Annotated in this window: 21 protein-coding genes; 15 read left to right on the top strand and 6 right to left on the bottom strand. The window is 64.9% G+C overall.

Translation table 11 applies throughout. The features are described 5' to 3' along the window. Positions 1-606 precede the first annotated feature (606 nt). From ffh to rimM, 3 genes are all read left to right on the top strand, one after another. Positions 607-2,121 (top strand): signal recognition particle protein, encoded by a 1,515-nt coding sequence (gene ffh, locus VIG90_RS12195; protein ID WP_331593796.1) that lies wholly within the window; start codon positions 607-609, stop codon positions 2,119-2,121. Positions 2,122-2,226: 105 nt separating this feature from the next. Next, positions 2,227-2,613: a 30S ribosomal protein S16 gene (gene rpsP / locus VIG90_RS12190; RefSeq protein WP_331593795.1), complete on the top strand. Its 387-nt coding sequence runs from the start codon at positions 2,227-2,229 to the stop codon at positions 2,611-2,613. Positions 2,614-2,645: 32 nt separating this feature from the next. After that, the gene (rimM, locus tag VIG90_RS12185; RefSeq protein ID WP_331593794.1) at positions 2,646-3,218 is read left to right on the top strand and encodes a ribosome maturation factor RimM; all 573 of its coding nucleotides are present in this window, start codon (positions 2,646-2,648) and stop codon (positions 3,216-3,218) included. 57 nt (positions 3,219-3,275) lie between these two features. Here the strand turns inward: rimM and VIG90_RS12180 are convergent, their stop codons facing one another. Beyond that, positions 3,276-3,665, bottom strand: coding sequence for a hypothetical protein (locus VIG90_RS12180; protein WP_331593793.1), 390 nt, complete (start codon positions 3,663-3,665; stop codon positions 3,276-3,278). A 363-nt stretch (positions 3,666-4,028) separates the two neighbouring features. Between VIG90_RS12180 and trmD the strand changes: the two genes are divergently transcribed. The 6 genes from trmD to VIG90_RS12150 all read left to right on the top strand — a co-directional run bounded on the left by trmD (position 4,029) and on the right by VIG90_RS12150 (position 10,000). Beyond that, on the top strand, positions 4,029-4,796 hold the full coding sequence (gene trmD / locus VIG90_RS12175; protein WP_331593792.1) for a tRNA (guanosine(37)-N1)-methyltransferase TrmD: 768 nt from the start codon (positions 4,029-4,031) through the stop codon (positions 4,794-4,796). Positions 4,797-4,858: 62 nt separating this feature from the next. Beyond that, a complete protein-coding gene (gene rplS / locus VIG90_RS12170; RefSeq protein WP_331593791.1) occupies positions 4,859-5,254 on the top strand; it encodes a 50S ribosomal protein L19 in 396 nt (131 codons plus the stop codon). A 131-nt stretch (positions 5,255-5,385) separates the two neighbouring features. Further along, a complete protein-coding gene (gene leuC / locus VIG90_RS12165; RefSeq protein ID WP_331593790.1) occupies positions 5,386-6,813 on the top strand; it encodes a 3-isopropylmalate dehydratase large subunit in 1,428 nt (475 codons plus the stop codon). An 18-nt stretch (positions 6,814-6,831) separates the two neighbouring features. After that, the gene (gene leuD / locus VIG90_RS12160; protein ID WP_331593789.1) at positions 6,832-7,461 is read left to right on the top strand and encodes a 3-isopropylmalate dehydratase small subunit; all 630 of its coding nucleotides are present in this window, start codon (positions 6,832-6,834) and stop codon (positions 7,459-7,461) included. 241 nt (positions 7,462-7,702) lie between these two features. Further along, positions 7,703-8,809: a 3-isopropylmalate dehydrogenase gene (gene leuB, locus VIG90_RS12155; RefSeq protein ID WP_331593788.1), complete on the top strand. Its 1,107-nt coding sequence runs from the start codon at positions 7,703-7,705 to the stop codon at positions 8,807-8,809. 165 nt (positions 8,810-8,974) lie between these two features. Then, a complete protein-coding gene (locus tag VIG90_RS12150) occupies positions 8,975-10,000 on the top strand; it encodes an aspartate-semialdehyde dehydrogenase (protein ID WP_331593787.1) in 1,026 nt (341 codons plus the stop codon). A gap of 208 nt (positions 10,001-10,208) precedes the next feature. Here VIG90_RS12150 and VIG90_RS12145 read toward each other — a convergent pair whose 3' ends face one another. Further along, on the bottom strand, positions 10,209-10,856 hold the full coding sequence (locus VIG90_RS12145; RefSeq protein ID WP_331593786.1) for a hypothetical protein: 648 nt from the start codon (positions 10,854-10,856) through the stop codon (positions 10,209-10,211). Positions 10,857-11,084: 228 nt separating this feature from the next. Between VIG90_RS12145 and VIG90_RS12140 the strand changes: the two genes are divergently transcribed. Beyond that, positions 11,085-11,435 (top strand): YbaN family protein, encoded by a 351-nt coding sequence (locus VIG90_RS12140; RefSeq protein ID WP_331593785.1) that lies wholly within the window; start codon positions 11,085-11,087, stop codon positions 11,433-11,435. Between the two features lie 89 nt (positions 11,436-11,524). On the opposite strand, the gene VIG90_RS12135 is transcribed toward VIG90_RS12140, so the two are convergent. Continuing rightward, positions 11,525-12,055, bottom strand: a complete 531-nt coding sequence (locus VIG90_RS12135) for a superoxide dismutase family protein (RefSeq protein ID WP_331593784.1) — start codon at positions 12,053-12,055, stop codon at positions 11,525-11,527. Between the two features lie 184 nt (positions 12,056-12,239). Here VIG90_RS12135 and VIG90_RS12130 point away from each other — a divergent pair, with 184 nt between their 5' ends. After that, a complete protein-coding gene (locus VIG90_RS12130; RefSeq protein ID WP_331593783.1) occupies positions 12,240-12,980 on the top strand; it encodes an alpha/beta hydrolase in 741 nt (246 codons plus the stop codon). 183 nt (positions 12,981-13,163) lie between these two features. Beyond that, a complete protein-coding gene (locus VIG90_RS12125) occupies positions 13,164-14,330 on the top strand; it encodes a hypothetical protein (RefSeq protein WP_331593782.1) in 1,167 nt (388 codons plus the stop codon). 51 nt (positions 14,331-14,381) lie between these two features. On the opposite strand, the gene VIG90_RS12120 is transcribed toward VIG90_RS12125, so the two are convergent. Beyond that, positions 14,382-14,852, bottom strand: coding sequence for a group III truncated hemoglobin (locus tag VIG90_RS12120; protein ID WP_331593781.1), 471 nt, complete (start codon positions 14,850-14,852; stop codon positions 14,382-14,384). Positions 14,853-15,097: 245 nt separating this feature from the next. Between VIG90_RS12120 and VIG90_RS12115 the strand changes: the two genes are divergently transcribed. The 3 genes from VIG90_RS12115 (at position 15,098) to VIG90_RS12105 (ending at position 20,412) form a co-directional block, all read left to right on the top strand. Next, on the top strand, positions 15,098-16,930 hold the full coding sequence (locus tag VIG90_RS12115) for a M2 family metallopeptidase (RefSeq protein WP_331593780.1): 1,833 nt from the start codon (positions 15,098-15,100) through the stop codon (positions 16,928-16,930). A 608-nt stretch (positions 16,931-17,538) separates the two neighbouring features. Next, a complete protein-coding gene (locus VIG90_RS12110; RefSeq protein ID WP_331593779.1) occupies positions 17,539-18,729 on the top strand; it encodes a glycosyl transferase in 1,191 nt (396 codons plus the stop codon). Between the two features lie 258 nt (positions 18,730-18,987). Further along, on the top strand, positions 18,988-20,412 hold the full coding sequence (locus tag VIG90_RS12105) for an amino acid permease (protein ID WP_331593778.1): 1,425 nt from the start codon (positions 18,988-18,990) through the stop codon (positions 20,410-20,412). Positions 20,413-20,445: 33 nt separating this feature from the next. On the opposite strand, the gene VIG90_RS12100 is transcribed toward VIG90_RS12105, so the two are convergent. Continuing rightward, positions 20,446-20,781, bottom strand: a complete 336-nt coding sequence (locus VIG90_RS12100) for an antibiotic biosynthesis monooxygenase (protein WP_331593777.1) — start codon at positions 20,779-20,781, stop codon at positions 20,446-20,448. Positions 20,782-20,989: 208 nt separating this feature from the next. Next, a partial coding sequence (locus VIG90_RS12095) for a 3-hydroxyacyl-CoA dehydrogenase NAD-binding domain-containing protein (protein ID WP_331593776.1) occupies positions 20,990-21,946 on the bottom strand: 957 nt, incomplete at its 5' end.

Below are 21,946 nucleotides of genomic sequence, written 5' to 3'. Positions count from 1 at the left end.
AGGATCCCCCTTTCTAGCCCGTCGTCGATTGCCGCATCCCATGGTCTTCGGGAGACGCAGATCCTGGAGGCTGTCGGCAGACGCGCCGCCGCCCTGTCAACCAGCCAGCCGAGCAGGCCCATGGGAACAGCCAAAGCGCGGCATCGCAAGAGCGCAATGGTCGTATGTCATTGTAATTAAACTAATTTAAAACAGAAACTCAAAAGAAGTTCGGCCGGTATTCGACCATTCAGCTGTTGCACTGCCGGTGCCATGGTTTATCTTGTCCCGCATCCAGACGGTCATGCATATGGCCCCTTTCTACCAAGGCCCTGCGGGTTCCTGTCTCGCAGGGCCTTATCATTTAGGCACCAGCTTCCCCTCGACAGATGCCGAACAGGGTGCGGGCCACATTGACTCCCCGGGCCGAGAGGTGTATCGCCAGGGAGCTTCCAAAGAAGCGGTACATTTTGAAGCATCCACGGATGCCCGTCGGTCAGCGAGGTTTCGCCCACCGGCGCCATTTGTGTTTTGTGTGAAAACGGCCCCAAGCGGCGCTTTAACCGGCAACGCGGCGGGCCAAACGCCGAAGGGCCCGCAAGGGCCTGAGGCAGACGGGGAACAGGCATGTTCGAGTCTCTGAGCGAACGGCTGGGATCAGTCTTTGACAAGCTGACGGGTCGTGGTGCGTTGAGCGAGGCGGACGTCAAGGAAGCGATGCGCGAGGTCCGCGTGGCGCTTCTGGAGGCGGACGTTGCCCTTCCCGTTGTGAAGGAATTCGTGGCGAAGGCCACCGAGCGCGCCGTCGGCCAGGAAGTCATCAAGTCGGTCAAGCCGGGTCAGATGGTCGTCAAGATCGTCAACGACGCGCTGGTCGAGATGCTGGGCGGCGAAGCCGCGGCCGAGGCGGGCAAGCTCGCCATCGACATCACCCCGCCCGCCGTCATCATGATGATCGGTCTTCAGGGCTCGGGTAAGACCACCTCCACCGCCAAGATCGCCCGCCGCCTGCAGACCCGCGAGCGCAAGAAGGTCCTCATGGCCTCGCTCGACGTGCAGCGTCCGGCGGCGCAGGAACAGCTGAAGGTGCTGGGCGAGCAGGTGGGCGTTGCCACCCTGCCGATCATCCCCGGCCAGATGCCGGTGGACATCACCAAGCGCGCGCTGCAGGCAGCCAAGCTGCAGGGCTTCGACGTGCTGATGCTCGACACCGCGGGCCGCCTGCACATCGATGCGCAGCTGATGGCCGAGCTGGCCTCCGTCAAGACCGAGGCCAGGCCCGCCGAGTCCCTGCTCGTCGTCGACTCGCTGACCGGTCAGGACGCGGTCAACGTCGCCCGCCAGTTCTCCGATCAGGTCGGCCTGTCCGGCGTGGTGCTGACCCGCATGGACGGCGACGGCCGCGGCGGTGCGGCGCTTTCCATGCGCGCGGTCACCGGCCAGCCGATCAAGTTCATCGGCGTCGGCGAAAAGCTTGATGCGCTGGAAGAATTCAACCCGTCCCGCGTTGCGGGCCGCATCCTCGGCATGGGCGACGTCGTCAGCCTCGTCGAGAAGGCGGCGGAAGCCGTCGAGGCCGATGAGGTCGAGAAGCTCGCCAAGAAGATGGCGGCGGGCAAGTTCGACATGGATGACCTGCGCATGCAGTTCAACCAGATGAAGCGCATCGGCGGCCTCAAGGGCGTGATGGGCCTGCTGCCTGGTCTGGGCAAGATGCAGAAGCAGATCGACGCCGCCGGCGTTGACGACAAGGCGCTGAACCGCCTCGAGGCGATCATCCTCTCGATGACCGCCAAGGAGCGCGCCAAGCCCGACCTCATCAACGCCAAGCGCAAGATCCGCATCGCCAAGGGTTCCGGCACCACAGTGCAGGAAGTGAACAAGCTCCTGAAAATGCATCAGGACATGGCCACCGCCATGAAGAAGATCAAGAAGATGGGCGGGCTCGGCGCGCTGGGCTCCCTCTTCGGCGGCGGCAAGAAGGGTCTCGGCGGCCTTCCGGGCGGCATGCCCGGTGGCGATCTGCCGGGCGGCGCCCTGCCCCCGGGTCTTCCGGGCGGCGGTCTTCCGGGAGGCCTGCCAGGTCTGGGCGGCGGCATGCCCAAGCTTCCGCCGGGCTGGCAGAAGTTCATGAAGAAATAAGAACACAGCCGTCCGACCGGCGCCTGTCGCGGGAAGGATGGCTGAACTGTGCAAAAGCTGCACAGGCAAGGTTACGACAGGCTCGACACGAGGAAGGAAATAACAATGGCTCTTTCGATTCGTCTGGCACGCGGCGGTGCCAAGAAGCGTCCGTACTACCGTATCGTTGTTGCTGACTCGCGCTCCCCGCGCGACGGCCGCTTCCTTGAGAAGATCGGCACCTACAACCCGCTGCTGGCGAAGGACAACCCGGAGCGCGTGACGCTCGACGTCGAAAAGGCGAAGGAGTGGATCGCGAAGGGCGCTCAGCCGACCGACCGCGTTCTGCGCTTCCTGGACGCCGCCGGCGTTGCCAAGCGTCCGGCCCGCAACAACCCGAACAAGGGCGTGCCGGGTCAGAAGGCCAAGGAACGCGCTGAAGAGCGCGCCGAGAAGGCCGCTGCCGCTGCCGCAGCTGCTGCTGAAGCCGCTGGCGAAGGCGCTGCTGAGTAAGCAGTCCTTACCTGATAGCGGAGTATTGCCGTATGGCCGTTCGTGACGATGCACCTTCCCAGGGTCCCACCGGGGCGGGTTCCGATAATACGCGAACGGCCGACGGCAACGCCGCTGGCTCTGCCATCACCTTGGGCGTCATCACCGGGCCGCAAGGCCTGCAAGGGGAGGTTCGCATCCGCCCCTTCACCGATGACCCCAAGGGGCTGGAGCGCTACAAGACGCTGTATGCGGGCAACCGCACGCTCACCGTCTCCAAGGTCCGGGTGCAGCCCAACGGCGTCATCGCCCGGTTCAAGGAAATTACCGACCGCACCGCTGCCGAGCAGCTTCGCGGCCTTGAACTCTCCGTCCCGCGCGAGGCCCTGCCCCCGGCGGAGGAAGACGAATTCTACCAGATCGATCTGATCGGCATGACCGCCGTCACCCCCGATGGGCAGGTGATCGGCGAGGTCATCGCGGTTCCCAACTATGGCTCGACGGATCTGCTCGAGATCCTGATGACGGACGGCAAGACCTGCCTTGTCCCGTTCATCGACGATGCCGTGCCGGACGTCCTTGAAGACGAAGGCCGGATCGTCATCGACCCGGCCTTCGTTGCCTGAACCAGCGAGAAGATGGAGGCATGGCCCGAGGCGGGCCGCGCCATCACATCAGCTCTATTAAAGCTCCGGCCCCTGGGTCGGCGGATTCTGTTCCTTTTCACGACGCTCGCGGTCCTTCTCGGCCTGCGTCTTCTTGTGCTTGGTCGTGGTCGTCGTGGTCGACCTGGTCTCCGAGCCGTGCTCGCTGCCCGAAGCGGTGGAACCAGCGGCCGAACCGGCCTCAGGGCTGATGTCGCCGTAAGGATCGGTGGTCGAGGGCATGTTCGGGGTGGTGCCCGGCGTCGTCACGTCCGGCGCGGTCGCGCCCGGGGACGTGGTGCCCGGAGACGTCGTCGTGGCGCCAGTGCCGGACGACGAGGAACCCTGTGTCGACTGGGCGAAAGCGCCGCCCGACGTTAGAAGCAAGCCCGCGACACCGGCGTAAAGTGCAGTCTTCAGCATGGTCATGTGCGATCTCCGCTGTGTGAACCTGGGAAACTCTGTGAACCTGGGAAACTCGGGTGGGCCATGTGACAGCCTGCCACCCGGGAACAGAAACAGCGCACCCCGCCATTAGACCCATCCGCACCGGACGGATGGCCGCTTAGAAGCGACCACCCGAAACCCGTCCGCCCAACCGCCCCTCAGGGCCGGTGAACGAATGAACGCAATATGAACAAAGACTTACGCCGTTTCGAACCCGAACGATGCGGGCAATAGGGCGTGTGCCGCCGCCACGCGGGGTATGGTCAACGCCGTGTGCCGCCGCTAACAGGAACCCTGCCCCAGACGACCGGCTCCAACTGCCGGACAAGAACGAAGAGTAGCCCCATGCCCTTTACCGCCACCGTGCTGACCATCCTGCCGGACATGTTTCCCGGCCCCCTTGGCCACAGTCTGGCGGGCACCGCTCTGAACAACGGCGTATGGGGTTTGAAAACTCTGGACATCCGGGAATTCGCGAGCGATAAGCACCGATCCGTCGACGACACTCCCGCTGGCGGAGGCCCCGGCATGGTCATGCGGGCCGACGTGGTGGGACGGTGTGTCGAGGATGCCATTGCCAGACAGCCGGATGTTCCGGTTATTGCACCGACCCCTCGGGGCAAGCCTCTGACCCAGCAACGGGCCAAGGCCTTGAGTGAGGGGTCAGGTGTCATTTTGCTGTGTGGCCGGTTCGAAGGGATCGATGAACGGGTGTTCGATCACACGTTCAGCAACGGAACCCAGATCGAACAGGTCTCGATCGGGGATTACGTTCTCTCCGGCGGCGAAATGGCGGCGATGGTGATACTGGACTCTGTGGTCCGCCTGCTGCCCGGCGTCATGGGTGCGGCGGAAAGCGAGTCCGAAGAGAGTTTCAGTGTGGATGCCTCATGGGACGGACTCCTTGAGTATCCACACTACACCCGACCACGAGAGTGGGAGGGGCGCACGATCCCGGAGGTGCTGCTCTCCGGAAATCATGCGCGTATCTCCGCCTGGCGACGCGCTCAGGCGGAGGAGAGAACCCGGCTATGGCGGCCGGATCTCTGGGAGGCTTACGAGGCCCGGCGGGAGGCATCTCCCAAGGGCAAGCCCCGCAAGGGTCGCTCGTAAGGGCTCGCAAGGATCACACGGTCGCCCTCTGGCGAGCAGCTTGAGAAGGTAAGGACAGGACAATGAACCTGATCGAAAAGCTCGAAAAAGAGCAGATTGAAAAGCTCACCGAAGCCAAGGCCATTCCGCAGTTCCGCGCTGGCGACACCCTGCGTGTCGGCGTCCGCGTGAAGGAAGGCGAGCGCAGCCGTATTCAGTTCTTTGAAGGCATGTGCATCGCTCGCTCCAACAAGGGCCTGGGCTCCAGCTTCACCGTTCGCAAGATTTCGTTCGGTGAAGGCGTCGAGCGCGTGTTCCCGCTGTACGGTCCGATCGTCGACTCGATCGAGGTCGTCCGCCGCGGTGACGTGCGTCGCGCGAAGCTCTACTACCTGCGCCAGCGTTCGGGTAAGTCCGCCCGTATTGCTGAACTTCGCGACAAACCGACTGCAAATGCAGCCGGCGGCGGCGAGGGCTGAGCCCGCTTTCTCAAGCGGAAATCAAGCCAGGAATAAAAAGAGCCGCGCCGGTGGAAATCTCCACTGGCGCGGCTTTTCTTTGGCCTGTAGCAGACAGAAAATAACACTCAAGGCACGTTGAAGGACACATCATGAGCGGCCCGCGTACCCTGTACGAAAAAATCTGGGATGATCACGTTGTCGAGCGCCGTCCGGATGGCACCAGCCTCCTCTATATCGACCGCCACATCATCCACGAGGTAACCACCCCCCAGGCGTTCGAGGGGCTTCGCGCCACCGGCCGCCGTGTGCGCCGCCCGGATCTCGTCCTCGCCGTGCCCGATCACAACGTGCCGACCACCAAGCGCGTCGAGAACGGCGCGCTGCTGCCGATCAAGGACCCGCAGTCCGCAACGCAGGTCTCCACCCTGAAGGCCAACTGCGCCGAGTTCGGCATCGAGCACATCGAGATGACCGCGCGTGAGCAGGGCATCGTCCACGTCGTCGGCCCCGAGCAGGGCTTCACCCTGCCCGGCACCACCGTCGTCTGCGGAGACAGCCACACCTCCACCCACGGCGCGTTCGGCGCGCTGGCCTTCGGCATCGGCACCTCCGAGGTCGAGCACGTGCTGGCCACGCAAACCCTGCTGCTGAAGCAGTCGAAGCCGATGGAAGTGCGGGTGGAAGGCCAGCTCGGCTTCTCCATCACGCCCAAGGACGTGGCGCTGGCCATCTGCGGCGAGCTGGGCGCGGCCGGCGGCACCGGCTACGTGCTCGAGTACACCGGCTCGGCCATCCGCGACATGTCCATCGAAGGCCGCATGACCGTCTGCAACATGTCGATCGAAGCCGGCGCCCGCTCCGGCCTCGTCGCGCCGGACGAGAAGACCGTCGCCTACTTCGCCGACAAGCCGCGCGCGCCCAAGGGCGCCGTGTGGGATCAGGCCGTCGCCTACTGGCGCTCGCTGGCCACCGACGCGGGCGCGGAATACGCCAAGTCCGTGTTCATCGATGCCGCCAAGATCGCGCCGCTCGTTACCTGGGGCACCAGCCCGGAAGACGTCGCGCCGATCACCGGCGTCGTCCCCTCGCCGGCTGACTTTGCCGATCCCTCCAAGCAGGCCGCCGTCGCCAAGGCGCTGGAGTATCTCGGCCTCACCCCCGGCCAGCGCCTGCAGGACGTGGAAGTGCAGAACATCTTCATCGGCTCGTGCACCAACAGCCGCATCGAGGACCTGCGCGCCGCCGCCGCCGTGGTGAAGGGCCGCAAGCTCGCCGACAACATCCGTCAGGCGCTGGTCGTGCCGGGCTCCGGCCTCGTCAAGCTCCAGGCCGAGGCCGAGGGGCTGGACCGCATCTTCACCGAAGCGGGCTTCGAATGGCGCGAGCCCGGCTGCTCCATGTGCCTGGGCATGAACCCGGACAAGGTGCCCGCCGGCGAGCGCTGCGCCTCCACCTCGAACCGCAACTTCGTCGGCCGTCAGGGCCCCGGCGCGCGCACGCACCTGCTGTCGCCCGCCATGGCCGCCGCCGCCGCCATCACCGGCCGTCTCACCGACGTCCGCCAGCTGGTAGCGTAAGGGAAGGAGTACAATCCCATGCAGGCATTCACGCTGCTCACCGGCACGGCCATTCCCTTCGGCCAGCGCAACATCGACACGGACGTCATCATCCCGGCCCGCCACCTGAAGGCGATCACCAAGGCGGGCCTGGGCGTCTGGGCGTTCGAGACCATCCGCTACAATGAAGACGGCTCGGAAAACCCGAACGCCATCTTCAACCAAAGCGCCTACAAGGGCGCGCCCATCCTCATCGCGGGCGACAACTTCGGCTGCGGCTCCTCCCGCGAACACGCGGCGTGGGCGCTGGGCGACATGGGCGTCAAGGCCATCATCGCCCCCAGCTACTCCGACATCTTCTCCGGCAACGCCTTCAAGAACGGCATCCTCGCCGTCGTGCTGCCGCAGGAAGCCGTCGACCGCCTGCTGGAAGTCGCCAAGGAAGCCGAGATCACCATCGATCTCGAGAACCAGGTCGTCACCACGCCGTACCAGGACCGCTTCGAATTCCAGATCGACCCGTTCCGCAAGCACTGCCTGCTGAACGGCCTCGATGAAATCGGCATCACCCTGCAAATGGCCGACAAGATCTCCGCCTTCGAAGCCACCCGGGACGCCGCCAAGCCGTGGCTGCCGGGCGCTGCGGGCCTGGATCGCAAGGCAAGCTGATCGCCTCTGGCCTTCGGCCTCGCCTGCGGCGGGCTTACCGGGGGATTGTTCAATCCCCCGCGCCCCCTTCGTGAATAGGGCCGCGCCCGTCCTGAAGCGCGCGGCCCTGTAAAAGAACGGGGGCATGGGGGTCATAAGACCCCCATGAAGCCTCGCGCAGCGAAGGCCGAAGGCCAACAGGACAGCCAGAATTTCCCCTGCTCCCCAAACGAGCAGGCACTGCAACACAAGGGGCAAGAGCATGACCAAAACCCTTCTGATTCTCGCCGGTGACGGCATTGGTCCGGAAGTCGCTGCCGAGGCCGAGAAGGTTCTGAACTGGCTGCGGGACAATCGCGGTCTGGATGTCGCCATCGAGCATGATCTGGTCGGCGGCATTTCCATTGATACGCATGGCGTCCCCCTCACCGAGGCGGCGCTGGACAAGGCCCGGGCGGCGGATGCCATTCTGCTGGGCGCGGTGGGCGGCCCCAAGTGGGCGGGCCAGCCGTATGACAAGCGCCCGGAGGCCGGTCTCCTCGGCGTGCGCAAGGCGCTGGACCTGTTCGCCAACCTGCGCCCGGCCCTGTGCTTCCCGGCGCTGGCCGATGCCTCCTCGCTGAAGCGCGAGATCGTCGAGGGCCTTGACCTCCTGTTCGTGCGCGAGCTGGTGGGCGGCGTCTATTTCGGCGAGCCGCGCGGCATCACCGACCTTGGCAACGGCGAGCGTCGCGGCATCAACACGCAGGTCTACACCACCTCCGAGATTCACCGCGTCGCCCGCGTCGCCTTCGAGCTGGCGCGCAAGCGCGGCAACAAGGTGCACTCGTCCGAGAAGCACAACGTCATGGAATCGGGCCTGCTCTGGAAGGAAGAGGTCCAGAAGCTGCACGATGCCGAGTATGCTGACGTTCAGCTCGAGCACATTCTGGCCGACAACTGCGCCATGCAGCTCGTCCGCGCGCCCAAGCAGTTCGACGTGATCCTGACCGACAACCTGTTCGGCGATCTTCTGTCGGACGCGGCCGCCATGCTCACCGGCTCGCTCGGCATGCTGCCGTCCGCCTCGCTGGGTGCCAAGGATCCCGTCACCGGCAAGCAGCCCGCCATGTACGAGCCGATCCACGGCTCCGCGCCGGACATCGCCGGCAAGGGCATCGCCAACCCCTGCGCCACCATCCTGTCGGTTGCCATGGCGCTGCGCTTCTCCTTCGACCAGGGGGCGCTCGCCGACAAACTGGAACAGGCTGTCTCCCAGACCCTCTCGGACGGCGTCCGCACGGGTGACATCTGGGTCGAGGGCTGCCAGAAGGTGGGCACGTCCGGCATGGGCGACGCCGTTCTGGAGCGCCTTGCGGCCTTGGGCTGAGTGGATTCTGAAGGGCCGCCTCACGGGAGACGGCCCTTCGCACCCGAAACGAAGCCCGACCAAGCCAAGCAATAAAATTGCTATTTTAGACAAGAAACATTTCGTTTCTTGAAATATTCGGCGCGTGCGGACATAAGTCCGCCGCATAATATGACGGAGATTGACATGGGCTATCGTGTTGCTGTTGTCGGTGCCACCGGAAACGTGGGCCGCGAAATGCTGAACATTCTGGCCGAACGCCAATTCCCGGCCGACGAGATCATTCCCCTGGCCTCCTCGCGCTCGGTTGGCGTCGAAGTCGAGCTGGGCGAGACCGGCAAGACCCTGAAGTGCAAGAACCTTGAGCACTTCGACTTCACCGGCGTCGACATCTGCCTGATGTCCGCGGGTTCTGACGTGTCGAAGGTGTGGGCTCCCAAGATTGCGGCTCAGGGCTGCGTCGTCATCGACAACGCCTCGCTCTACCGCATGGACCCGGACGTTCCCCTCATCGTGCCCGAGGTGAACCCGGAGGCCATCGACGGCTATACCAAGAAGAACATCATCGCCAACCCGAACTGCTCCACGGCGCAGATGATGGTGGCGCTGAAGCCGCTGCATGACCGCGCCAAGATCAAGCGCGTCGTCGTCTCCACCTACCAGTCGGTTTCCGGCGCGGGCAAGGACGGCATGGACGAGCTCTTCGAGCAGACCCGCGCCATCTTCGTCGGCGATCAGGCCGAGCCGAAGAAGTTCACCAAGCGGATCGCCTTCAACGTCATCCCGCACATCGACAGCTTCCTTGACGACGGTTACACCAAGGAAGAGTGGAAGATGTCAGCCGAGACCAACAAGATCCTCGACCCGGACATCAAGGTGACCGCCACCTGCGTGCGTGTGCCCGTGTTCGTCGGCCACTCCGAAGCCATCAACATCGAGTTCGAGCAGCCGCTGTCCGCCGAGGAAGCGCGCGACATCCTGCGCGAGGCTCCGGGCATCATGGTCGTCGATAAGCGCGAGAACGGCGGCTACACCACCCCGATCGAGTGCGTGGGCGACTTCGCCACCTACATCAGCCGCATCCGCAAGGACCCGACCGTCGAGAACGGCCTGGCCCTCTGGTGCGTCTCCGACAACCTGCGCAAGGGTGCCGCCCTCAACGCCATCCAGATCGCCGAACTCCTCGGCCGCCGCCACCTCAAGAAGGCGTAAGCTCAGGAAGCCGCAGGCTCAGGAAGGCGTGACTGTCCCACGCGGCCCCGGCCGCAACGCCTCCGGCAGCCAAGACAGGCGGCGGCCAAGACAGGCGGCGGGATGTCTCTCCCACATCCCGCCCCTTCCCAACCGCACAAACAAAAAGCCCGCCAACCGGCGGGCTTTTTGGTGTTCAGGCGCCATTAGGAGCCGTTGCCGGTGCTGGTCAGTCGATCTCCGCGCAAAGTGCCGAGATAGCTGCAACTGCCGATTCCACGGCTGCGCGCTCTCCGTCCTCGTAGTGATGCGCGCCGATATCGAGCAGTTCGAGGGTTAAGCGCGCTGCAACCGGCAGAGTGCGAGCAATGAATTGTGGCTCGATGAGGTGGGATTGTGGACGGGGGTGCTCAACTCGATGGCGAACGAAAGTCAACTCCTCCAGCGCTTTTGTTTCATTATGCGAAACCTCGAGCTTCTGCCCACTCCATTCCATCGGTTGTTCCATCGCCCGCGCAAGTAGCTTCGGGAATGGCAGCACGAAATCTCTTTCTGGTGGCGGTGCTGCCTCGTCAAAATAAGCAAGATACTCAGTGCGCAAAGCATCGGTGTAGGCTCCAATGCCCGCCGGTCCGGCAAGCGCATCGGTCAAGGCTGACTGCATCGCGAGGTGTGCGGACTTCGCTGCTTGCGCAAGCCGCAGTGGTTCCGACTTCCAGCGTTCTAACTGCTCCTTGCAGTCACGTAGGTTCAGCATGGCCAACAGGCGGGGCGTGACTTCGACATAGTCGCCGAACGAGTCTTCGCAGAGAACCTCTTCCAATGCATCGCCCGCCAAGATTTCTTTCAAACTGGCCCGACTTGGAGTTTCGTTCATTACAGTCTGCCTCGCCTGCATTTTCGAGATAGAAAAATGAATCAACCCACACCTTCCCACCATACCCAGAACCTATCATTGTATCGTGACGATTGTCAATAGGTTTTTTGCAATTCTTAAAAGGCACCCGCCTCCACCCGTCCTCCCCCGCGCCTCCCCTCCGTATTTCGCATCCAGCCTTGGCCGATCCCCCTTTGGCCGGATCACCGGCTCTGCTAGGGTCCGTGCATGCGTCGCCTTTATGCCTGCCTTGGCTATGCAAGCCTTGTCCTTGCCGTTCTCGGCGCGGTGCTGCCGTTGCTGCCGACGGTGCCGTTCGTCATTCTGGCGGCGTTCTTCTTCGCCAAGGGCAATCCGCAGCTGGAGGAGAGGCTGGTAAAGCACCCCATCTTCGGGCCGCACATCATGGCGTGGCGGGAGAAGCGGGCCATCAGCTCCAAGGGCAAGTTCTTCGCCCTGCTCACCTTTGCGTGCAGCGCGGTCATCGGCCTCGTCTTCCTGCAGCCGCCCATGGCCTACATCCCGGCCACCGTGGCGCTGATCGGCGGCACGTGGATCGCCACCCGCCCCACCGCCTGACAGCCTGACCGCCCACCCTCTGCCCGAAAACGAAAAGGGCCGGCGTCGCCACCAGCCCTTCGCGTTCTCAAAGCAGTAATGAGATCGGCTTACTTCGCCTCGATCACGCCGCAGACGAGGCGGTCGCCCGCGTTGCCGGCCGGATCGGACTTGTAGTCATCCGCCTTGGCGTGGAACACCAGCGCCGCGCCGTCGGCATCGAGGATGGCCGGGCCTTCGTCGGCCGAGAGGCGCACGGACTTCACGATCTGGTCGAAGGAGGTTTCCTCGCCATCGGCCTTCACGTCCACGTTCTCAAGGTCGCCGACGTGCGCGCCCTGCGGGTTCTCGTGGCCGTGGGCCTTGTTGTGCGGGTTGTAGTGCGGGCCGGCCGAGGTGAACGGCGCTTCGCACTTGCCGACCTGATGGATGTGGAAGGCGTGCACGCCGGCGGGCAGGCCCTTCACCGAGCCCTTCACCACCACGTCGCTGCCCTGCTGGGTCAGGGTGGCCTGGCCCACGACCGCGCCCTTCAGATCGCGCAGCTCAGCCACGGCGTTCTCGCCCTTGGCGCAGGCCGAAACGCTGACGGTTGCGGCCATGGCGAAAGCGGCCAAGGACAGGAAGGATGAATGGCGCATGCGAGATCTCCCTTTGATTTCAAGTTCCGCAAGAAACACGTTCCTGCATTGAAATTGTACGGTTGATGAATAGTTCAACCGCCCGCCTATTGCCACAGCGCAGAAAGGGCAGGCATAACCGCGTGGATTTTCCCCGTTTCCCGCCGCGCCCGCGCAGGGCCGACGGCAACAGAGCAGGTTGGTCATGCGTGTGAAAAGCTTCGATGGCGTCGAGTTGTCCGTGCGGGTTCTGGGCGAGGGCCGCCCCGTCGTGCTGGTGCACGGCTTCCTCTCCTCCGGCAAGGTGAACTGGGAGGATTACGGCACTGCGCAGGCGCTGGTGGATCGCGGCTTTCAGGTCATCCTGCCCGACCTGCGCGCCCACGGCGACTCCGACGTGCCAACCGACCCCGCCGCCTACCCGGCAGACGTGCTGGCGCGCGATCTGGTCGCCGTCGTCAGCCACCTCGGCCTTACCGACTATGACCTCGTCGGCTACTCGCTCGGCAGCCGCACCGTCACCCGCGCCGTCGTCGCCCACGGCCTTGCGCCCCGCCGCATCGTGCTGGGCGGCATGGGCGCGCCGGGCATCATGAACGCCGGGCCGCGAGTGAACTGGTTCATCGAGACCATCCGCAACCGGGAGAGCGCCAGGCCGCTCACGCCCGAGGGGCGCGTCGCCCGCTTCCTCAAGTCCACCGGCACCAACCCGGAGGCCGCCGCCCTCGTGCTGGCCAGTCATGTGGACACGCCCGCAGAGGTTCTGGCCGGAATCACCCAGCCGGTTCTGGTGCTTGCGGGCGTGAAGGATGACGACAACGGCTCGGCCGCGGACCTTGCCGCCGCCATCCCCGGCGCGCGCTTCCTTGAGGTGCCCGGAGACCACATGAGCTCCATCACCGTTCCCGAGTTCCGTCAGGCCATCGCTGATTTTCTGAGCGAATAGAGCAGCTTTCGAGCAGGGTGGCACACCCTGCGCTGCACAAAGGTGCGACCAACAAAGAAGTTAGAGCCGCGATCTAATTCAGTCAGATCGGAAAAGGCTCTCGTCGCGGCAACCTGCGCCGCCATCTGCGATCCTCGGGCGTTATCCTTCCCGGACCCCTATCCCGCCGCATGGAGGATGATGATGACCTATTGCGTAGGGCTGTTTCTACGGGAAGGGCTGGTGCTGGTGTCAGATACCCGCACCAGCGCAGGCGTTGATAACATTGCCGTTTACAACAAGATGCACGTTTTCGAGCGGCCGGGCGAGCGCGTCATCGTCGCCATGACCTCGGGCAATCTGGCCGTCACCCAGCACGTCATGAGCCTTATCGAGGATGGGCTGGAAGACCCCGAAACCCACCGGACGGAGACCATCTACACTGTCCCCTCCATCCTCAAGGCGGCCCAGCTCATCGGCGCGGCCATCCGCCAAGTGCACGAGTATGACGGCGAGGCGCTGCGCGAGCAGCACGTGCATTTCGACATCTCGGTCATCCTCGCCGGGCAGGTACAGGGCGGGCCGATGAAGCTCATCCACATCTACTCGGCGGGCAACTTCATTCAGGCCACGGCCGACACGCCCTTCATGCAGATCGGCGAGACCAAGTACGGCAAGCCCATCCTTGACCGCTCAGCCACCTTCGAGACCTCGCTGAATGACGGTATCAAGCTGTGCCTGATCTCGATGGATGCCACCATCCGCTCCAACCTCACGGTCGGCATGCCCATCGACGTGCTGGTCTACCGACGAGACAGCCTGCAGGTGAGCTACCGCCAGCGGCTGCGGGATCAGGACCCCTACTACGGCATGCTGCGGGAGCGCTGGGGCGAGGCCCTGCGCGCGGCCTACCGCGCCATCCCCTCGCCGGACTGGCCGGTCTACTCCGCCTCTACCATGCGCCGCCGTTGGGATGACCCGCCGCTGTCGCCGGAGGAGATCGTCGCCATGCGCCGTCATCCGCCCACGGCGGAGAACCGCCGGGCGGGCGATCCGCCGAACGCCCCGGGCATCGAGCGGCGCGGCCAGGGACAGGGACAGGGACAGGGACAGGTCCCCGCCCCCGCCACGGCGGAAGACCGGGTGCCGGATCCCTCGCTCGGCGCGGGTGCGGATGGAGAGGCGGCAGACATGGCCACCGGCCTTGCCGCTGCCCAGCCCGCCTACACCGGGCCGGACCGCCGCGGCAGCCGCGCCTCCGACAGGCAATCGGGTCAGGAAGCACGGGCGGGCCGGGAAGCCCGCTCACGGCCCGACCAGCGGGACGAGGTCCAGCGGCCCGGCCCCAAGGGCGAGCCGACTTCGAGCTGAACCACGGAAAGGTAGCGCCTGCCGCCAGATGTCGTCAGGCCGGTCTCGCTTTTAAAGCGACTGGCCCGGCGACCACGGCCGCTGGCGCGTGGGCAGGATCTCGCCCCGCCTGGCGTAGATACCCATCTCGAAGCTGGCGGCGATGCGCCAGGCGCGCACGGCGAAATACTCCGCCACGTCCGGCGGGCACACCTCCTGCGCCGTTTGCTCGAACAGGGCGAGCCAGCGGTCGAAGTGCTCCTTGCTCACCGGAAGGGCGATGTGCTGGCGCATGGGCGCGCCCTCGTAGCGCCCCGTGCCCAGCGCCACGGACTCCCAGAAGGCGAACATCTTCTGCAGGTGCGGCTCCCAGTCGCTGATGCGCTCGTTGAACACGGGGCCGATCAGGTCATCGGCCCGCACCCGCTCATAGAAGCCGCGCACCAGCCGCTCGATCATCTCGGGGGTGATCTGCGCACGCGCCTTTTGCTCCTCGGGGCTCAGCGCCGGCGGGGCGGGACGGGCGTTGATGGATGCCTGCATTGCGGCCTCCTCAAATCTGGGCCCTCAGACTGGGCAATCGGGGTTCTCCCTTCATGCCACGTCCTTGCCTCCTTGCCAACGCGGCCAGACGTCCCCCTGCCCTGCGCCTGTTCCGGCAGCCCCCCCCGATACTGGCAGGTCCGAAACAGGCCCGAATCGGACCCTTTACCCGCCTGAAACGTTGACCCCGGCGGCGAAACGGAGTTTCTTCCGGTTATCCAAACAGTCATTCGGGGAATCCACGCATGCGAACCACTGCTACCGCCATGGCCATGGCGCTCAGCCTTACGGTTGCCGCCGGCCCGGCCCTTGCCCAACAGACGCAGCCTGCCCAGCAGACCAGCACCGCCCGTCCCACCGCCCAGGAAGCCGCCGCCTTCGTCGCGGAGGCCGAGAAGGTGCTGGGCGATCTCAGCGAATACGCATCCCGCATCGCGTGGATCAACGCCACCTACATCAACTACGACTCCGACTGGCTGGCCTCCCGCTCCGGCGCCGAGTTCACCGAGCTGGGCGTGAAGTACGCCAAGGGCGCGGCCCGCTTCAATGACCTGAAGCTGGATTACGATACCCGCCGCAAGCTCGACATCCTGAAGCAGGGCCTCACTCTGCCCGCGCCCTCCACCCCCGGCGCGGCCAAGGAACTGAACGACATCGCCACCCGCCTCCAGTCCACCTACGGCAAGGGCCGCGGCACGCTGGACGGCAAGGAGATCTCCGGCTCCGACATCGAGGAGCAGATGGGTCTGGTGCGTGATCCGGCCAAGCTTCAGGAAATGTGGGTCAGCTGGCACAACAACGTCGGCCGCCCGATGAAGCAGGACTACGCCCGCCTCGTCGAGATCGCCAATCAGGGCGCGAAGGAACTGGGCTTCCAGGACACCGGCGCCATGTGGCGCAGCGGCTATGACATGCCGCCGGAGGAGTTCGCCAAGATGGCGGACGGCCTGTGGACCGAGATGAAGCCGTTCTACGAGCAGCTGCACTGCTACGTGCGCGCCGAGCTGAACGAGAAGTACGGCGATTCCGTACAGGCGAAGACCGGCCCGATCCGCGCTGACCTGCTGGGCAACATGTGGGCGCAGCAGTGGGGCAACGTCTATGACATCGTTGCTCCCGCCAAATCCGACAAGGGCTATGACCTGACCGAGCTGCTCGTCGCCAAGAAACAGTCGCCCGAGCAGATCATCAAGACCGCCGAGACCTTCTTCACCTCGCTGGGCTTCGAGCCGCTGCCGCAAACCTTCTGGGAACGCTCGCTCATCACCAAGCCGGCCGACCGCGAAGTCGTGTGCCATGCCAGCGCATGGAACCTCGACAACAAGGACGACCTGCGCGTGAAGATGTGCACCAAGGTGAACGGCGACGATTTCGTCACCGCCCACCACGAGCTGGGCCACAACTTCTACCAGCGCGCCTACAACAAGCAGCCGATGCTCTACATGAACGGCGCGAACGACGGCTTCCACGAGGCCATCGGCGATTTCATCGCCCTGTCGGTCACGCCCGCCTACCTGGTGAATATCGGCCTGCTCGACAAGGAGCCGTCGGCCGAGGGTGACGTCGGCCTGCTCATGGCCCAGGCGCTCGACAAGATCGCCTTCCTGCCGTTCAGCCTCGTCGTCGATAAGTGGCGCTGGCAGGTGTTCTCGGGCGAGGTCACTCCGGCGGGCTACAACGCCGCGTGGACCAAGCTGCGTCACGACTATCAGGGCATCGTCCCGCCGGTCGAGCGCACCGAGGCCGACTTCGATCCGGGCGCCAAGTACCACATTCCGGGCAACACGCCCTACATGCGCTACTTCCTCGCCCACATCCTCCAGTTCCAGTTCCATGAGGCCGCCTGCAAGCAGGCCGGCTGGACCGGGCCGCTGCACCGCTGCTCGATCTACAACAACAAGGAAGTGGGCCAGAAGCTCAACGCCATGCTCGAGATGGGCGCATCCAAGCCGTGGCCGGAAGCGCTGAAGGTCTTCACCGGCTCGGACAAGATGTCCACCCAGCCGATGCAGAACTACTTCGCACCGCTGATGACCTACCTTCAGGAGCAGAACAAGGGTCGCCAGTGCGGCTGGTAAGCCGCACAAAACCGGTGAGTCTGTGCGGCTGGTAAGCCGCACAGAACTGGCGAGTCTTCGCGGCTGGTAAGCCGCCTGGCCGGCCGACCCCCGCAGTTGGCAAGCTTGAAGATTCAGCCTATCTGAACAGGAAGCCCGCCGGAAACGGCGGGCTTTTTGTGTGCCCGGCCCACTGGGACCTAGTCCACAAGGGGGAGCAGGCGCACCGAGGCCAAAGGGTAGTGTACGAATGACCCCCAGAAATATTCCCTCGCTCATCCGCAGTTCATCATTGCAAATGCACATACCGCGTGGAAAGCTCGGCAATGAAGCTCGGGCATATGCCCGGCTGACCGGCCAGCCCTCATGACGAAGAGCGTGCCATGTCGATAAAAATCCTCATTTATCAAAGTCTCGCGTGAACGCGCTCGATGGCCTGACCTCGATTCTACGACTGGATCGAGCTTGATCGGGTCTGCACCCCGTCCTTACGGTGAACGGCTACATATGACCGCCCTCGCCACCTTGTTGCGTCACGGTCAAACCATGGAACGGCACCTTCGATGATGCAAAACATCTCGATCCCACTTTCCCCAACCGCACCAGCCTTTCGATTGCCAGCCTTTCGATTGAACGTCGCCGCCATCGGCGGTTGCCACCAGTTCGCCCACTTCCTGCCGGTCGCGTTCGAGATTCACCGGCGGCGTGACATTCGGGTCCGCATCTTCGTCACAACTGCCGCCGAACAGGCCGCCGTTGTGGAGATGGCCGCCGCGCTGGCCATGCCCCAGCCCGAAGTCGTGCTGATGCGCCTGCCTGCCCTTCTGGAGCGCACCCTGCCTGCGTCACTGCACAAGCTGGCCAAGCTGCTCCTCTGGTCGTCCCGCCTGCGGGATGCGGACGCCCTGCTCACGGCCGAGCGCACCAGCACCCTGCTGCGCCAGCTTCCCGGCCGCTGCCCGCCGCTCCTGCACATTCCCCACGGGGCCGGAGACCGGGCCGTCGGGTTCGAGAAGCGCTTCCGGCTGTTCGACCATGTGTTCGTCGCCGGCCCCAAGGATCGGGACCGCCTCGTCGCCAGCAACCTCGTGCGCCCCGAGCGCTGCCATGTGGCCGGGCCGGTCAAGGTTGCGGCCATGGCCCGCCAGCACAAGGGAGACCAGCCTCTATTCGACAACGGCCTGCCGGTCGTTCTCTACAATCCGCACTTCCAGACCGAGCTTTCCTCTTTCGAGGCCGTGGCCCGCACGCTGATCGAGCGCGTGGCGCAGGATGGTCGCTACAACCTCATCTTTGCGCCCCACGTCCGCCTCGCCCGGAACTGGAGCGCGGAGAAGCGCGCCCAGTGGGAAGCCCTGTCCGTGCCCGGCCGCATTCTCGTCGATCTCGGCTCCCCCCGCTGCATCGACATGACCTACACCCTCGCTGCCGATCTCTACGTCGGTGACGTCAGCAGTCAGGTGTATGAATATCTGGTGCGGCCCCGCCCCTGCCTGTTCATTGATGCCCACGCCTCGTCGTGGCAGGGCAATGAAGACTTCGCCATGTGGCGCTTCGGCGAGGTCATCACGCCCGAGGCCGACCTCATCGCCGCCATCGACCGCGCCTTTGCCGTCCACCCCCGTTTCAGCGCCTACCAGCTCGAGCGCACCCGCTATGCGCTGGGGGACATCTGCCTGACGCCGGATGGCGACATCAGCATCAACCAGTCCAACCCCATCGTCACGGCAGCCGACATGATCCAGCGCGTCGTCTGCCACGCGGGCAGCGCCGCCGCACCGGCCCCGGCCGATGCGCCCACCGGCCTCACGCCTGCCTGAAGTCCTTCCGGAAACGCAAGGCCCGCCCACTCGGCGGGCCTTTTCCTTTCTACCGCCCGGTTCGGCGGCCTGCCCCCGGAAACATTCCTGCGCCGTCCGTGCTACTAAAGATGGTCCGGTTGCGCCGGTTCGGGCGCTCAAGTATGGACATTTCGTTGTATCCTTACGCAGACAATGCGACCGGCAGCGCGTCCAGCGGCATCTCCTGCACCCGCGCAACGTTGGCCATTGCAACATGACGACTGGATCGGGTTCAGTATGCAGACGCGCCTCAAGCCATTGCCAACCGGAGAAGCCGCCGCCGGACGGCAGTCCCTCACTCGCCAGCTGGGGTGGCCGCATCTGCTGGCACTCGGCGTCGGGGCCATCGTCGGCACCGGCATCTACACCCTGATCGGCGTCGGCGCGGACCGGGCCGGGCCGGGCATCGTGCTGGCCTTCGCGCTTGCGGGGGGCGTCTGTGCTCTGGCCGCGCTGGCCTATGCCGAACTCGGCTCCATGGTCCATGAGTCCGGCGGCGCCTACTCCTACACCTACATCGGCCTTGGCGAAATTCCGGCGTGGTTCGTCGGCTGGAGTCTGGTGCTGGAATATTCGGTCGCCTGCGCGGCGGTCGGCGTCGGCTGGTCCGGCTACGTGGTCAGCGCACTGGCCTCGGCGGGCATTCACCTGCCCGTCGCGCTCACGGCCGGGCCGCACGCAGGCGGCATCGTCAATGTGCCCGCCGTGCTCGCGGTGCTGGCGGTGGCGGCGCTCCTGATGCGCGGCGTGCATGACAGCGCCCGCCTCAACGCCATTCTCGTCACCGTCAAGCTGTCCGCCCTCGGCCTGTTCGTCGTCCTTGCGCTGACCGCCTTCAATGCGGACAACTTCGACCCCTTCCTGCCGTTCGGCTTCTTCGCGCAGGAGATCGGCGGGGAAACCAAGGGCCTGATGACGGCCGCCGCCATCGTGTTCTTCACCTTCTTCGGCTTCGATGCCGTCGCCACCGCGTCGGAGGAAGCCAAGCGTCCGGAGCGTGACGTCGCCATCGGCATCGTCGGCTCCATTCTCGTCTGCACCATCATCTACATGGTGGTGGCCGGTGCCGCCGTGGGCGCGGCGCACTTCTCCCTGTTCGCGGACGATCCGGCGCCGCTGTCCAAGATCCTCAACCTCATCGGCCACCCGCTGGCCTCCAGCATCATCGCGGCGGCCGCCGTTCTGGCGCTGCCCACGGTCATTCTGGTGATGATGTACGGCCAGACCCGCGTGTTCTTCTCCATGGCGCGCGATGGTCTGCTGCCCTCGCGTCTGGCCACGGTCAGCAAGTCCGGCGCGCCGCGCATGGTCACGGCGGCGGTTGCGGTGTGTATTGCGGTTGTCGCCGGTCTCCTGCCGCTGGGCGAGATTGCCGAGCTTACCAACACCGGCACGCTCACGGCCTTTATCGCCTCGGCGGTCACCGTGCTGGCCCTGCGCGTGCGCTACCCCGATGCCAAGCGCAGCTTCCGCTATCCGCTGGCGTGGATCTTCGCGCCCATCGCGGCACTCGGGTGCCTGTACTTCCTGCTAAGCCTGCCCGCGCTGACGCTGGAGCGGTTCGTGATCTGGAACGTGATCGGCTTCGTCGTCTACTTCGCCTACAGCCGCCGCCGCAGCGCGCTGGGCCGCGCCCGCGCCGCCGGCGGCGCGCAGAACTGAGGCCGCCCCACCAGGGGGAGGCCTCGCCTCCCCTTACTCAGGCTTGACGGACTGGATGACCTCGAACCCCTCGAAGCGGGGGTGGCCAAGATAGAGCGGCTTGTTATCGCCTGCGTTGCGATGGGCATTACGAAATGCCTCCGAACGCGTCCACGCCTCGAAGTCTTCCCGGGAACGCCAGACGGTGTGGGAGGAATAGAGCGTATGATCCTCCGCCTGCGGGCCGCGCAGCAGGCTGAACTCAATGAAGCCCGGCACCTCGCTCAGATAGGTGTCCCGGTTCATCCACACGGCCTCGAAGGCCTCCTCGTTGCCCGGCAGCACCTGAAAACGGTTCATGGCGATGAACATGCGCTTGTTCTCCCTCATTCCAGATCTCAGCATATAGAGCAGCTTTCGAGCAGGGTAGAATGGCCTGCGGTGAACAAAAGTGCGACCTGCAAAAGGCTCCAGTGCGCCAGACCCGGCCTGAAAAGAAAAGCGGCGCTTCCGGCCTGCACCGGAAACGCCGCCATAAGCACTGACCAAGCACGGTTACAGCAGGGCTCTGCCCCCAAAGCCCTCACGCAAGCAACGTTTACGCTGCCTTTTTGGCGGAAAGCCCGCCGTAGAAGGTCTCGCCCTTCGCCGCCATGTCGCGCAGCAGCTTGGGCGGGGCGAAGCGCGGGCCGTAGGCTTGCGCCAGCCGGTCCAGCTCCTTCACCACGTTGGCAATCCCCAGCGTGTCCATGTGGCTGAACGGGCCGCCGGTGAACGGCGCGAAGCCCCAGCCGAAGATCGCGCCGATGTCGCCGTCTTCCGGCGTCGTCAGCACGCCTTCCTCGAAGCAGCGGGCGCATTCCACCATCTGCCGGTAGAGCAGGCGCGTCTTCACCTCATCGGGCGAGGGCTGCTTGTCTTCCGGCAGGCTGCCGAACTCCTCGTCGATCTCCGGCCACAGGTACTTCTTCCCGCCGTCCTGCGGGTACTCGTAGAAGCCCTTGGCGGTCTTGCGGCCGAAGCGGCCCAGTTCGTACATGCGGTCGATCACCCGGTCGCCCTCGGTCAGCACGTAGGCATCGCCGATGTCGGCCATGGTCTGCTTCTTGATCTTCCAGGACAGATCGATGGCCACCTCGTCGCCCACCGCCAGCGGGCCGACCGGCATGCCGATCTGTCGGCCGCAGTTCTCCACCAGCGCCGGGGTCACGCCCTCGCCGATCATGGTGTAGCCCTCGGTCACGTAGGTGCCAAAGCAGCGGGAGGTGTAGAAGCCGCGGCTGTCGTTGACGACGATCGGCGTCTTCCGGATTTGCGCCACATAGTCCATGGCCTTGGCGATGGCGCGATCCCCGGTGTTCTTGCCGGTGATGATCTCCACCAGCGGCATCTTCTCAACCGGCGAGAAAAAGTGGATGCCGATGAAGTTCTCTTGCTTGCTCCACGCCTCGGCGAGCGAGGTGATCGGCAGGGTCGAGGTGTTGGAGCCGAAGATCGTGTCCGCACCCACCACCGCTTCGGTCTTCTTCGTGGCTTCCGCCTTCACGCCGCGATC

It is taken from the genome of Pedomonas sp. (genome assembly GCF_036515995.1).
Taxonomy (GTDB): domain Bacteria; phylum Pseudomonadota; class Alphaproteobacteria; order Sphingomonadales; family Sphingomonadaceae; genus Pedomonas.
Note: the sequence above shows the minus strand (reverse complement) of the source record. Positions and strands in the feature narration are given on the sequence as shown.

Coding starts and splice junctions, on each gene's coding strand:
- ffh (WP_331593796.1), top strand. CDS start 607: ATGTTCGAGTCTCTGAGCGAACGGCTGGGATCAGTCTTTGACAAGCTG.
- rpsP (WP_331593795.1), top strand. CDS start 2,227: ATGGCTCTTTCGATTCGTCTGGCACGCGGCGGTGCCAAGAAGCGTCCG.
- rimM (WP_331593794.1), top strand. CDS start 2,646: ATGGCCGTTCGTGACGATGCACCTTCCCAGGGTCCCACCGGGGCGGGT.
- VIG90_RS12180 (WP_331593793.1), bottom strand. CDS start 3,665: ATGACCATGCTGAAGACTGCACTTTACGCCGGTGTCGCGGGCTTGCTT.
- trmD (WP_331593792.1), top strand. CDS start 4,029: ATGCCCTTTACCGCCACCGTGCTGACCATCCTGCCGGACATGTTTCCC.
- rplS (WP_331593791.1), top strand. CDS start 4,859: ATGAACCTGATCGAAAAGCTCGAAAAAGAGCAGATTGAAAAGCTCACC.
- leuC (WP_331593790.1), top strand. CDS start 5,386: ATGAGCGGCCCGCGTACCCTGTACGAAAAAATCTGGGATGATCACGTT.
- leuD (WP_331593789.1), top strand. CDS start 6,832: ATGCAGGCATTCACGCTGCTCACCGGCACGGCCATTCCCTTCGGCCAG.
- leuB (WP_331593788.1), top strand. CDS start 7,703: ATGACCAAAACCCTTCTGATTCTCGCCGGTGACGGCATTGGTCCGGAA.
- VIG90_RS12150 (WP_331593787.1), top strand. CDS start 8,975: ATGGGCTATCGTGTTGCTGTTGTCGGTGCCACCGGAAACGTGGGCCGC.
- VIG90_RS12145 (WP_331593786.1), bottom strand. CDS start 10,856: ATGAACGAAACTCCAAGTCGGGCCAGTTTGAAAGAAATCTTGGCGGGC.
- VIG90_RS12140 (WP_331593785.1), top strand. CDS start 11,085: ATGCGTCGCCTTTATGCCTGCCTTGGCTATGCAAGCCTTGTCCTTGCC.
- VIG90_RS12135 (WP_331593784.1), bottom strand. CDS start 12,055: ATGCGCCATTCATCCTTCCTGTCCTTGGCCGCTTTCGCCATGGCCGCA.
- VIG90_RS12130 (WP_331593783.1), top strand. CDS start 12,240: ATGCGTGTGAAAAGCTTCGATGGCGTCGAGTTGTCCGTGCGGGTTCTG.
- VIG90_RS12125 (WP_331593782.1), top strand. CDS start 13,164: ATGACCTATTGCGTAGGGCTGTTTCTACGGGAAGGGCTGGTGCTGGTG.
- VIG90_RS12120 (WP_331593781.1), bottom strand. CDS start 14,852: ATGCAGGCATCCATCAACGCCCGTCCCGCCCCGCCGGCGCTGAGCCCC.
- VIG90_RS12115 (WP_331593780.1), top strand. CDS start 15,098: ATGCGAACCACTGCTACCGCCATGGCCATGGCGCTCAGCCTTACGGTT.
- VIG90_RS12105 (WP_331593778.1), top strand. CDS start 18,988: ATGCAGACGCGCCTCAAGCCATTGCCAACCGGAGAAGCCGCCGCCGGA.
- VIG90_RS12100 (WP_331593777.1), bottom strand. CDS start 20,781: ATGAGGGAGAACAAGCGCATGTTCATCGCCATGAACCGTTTTCAGGTG.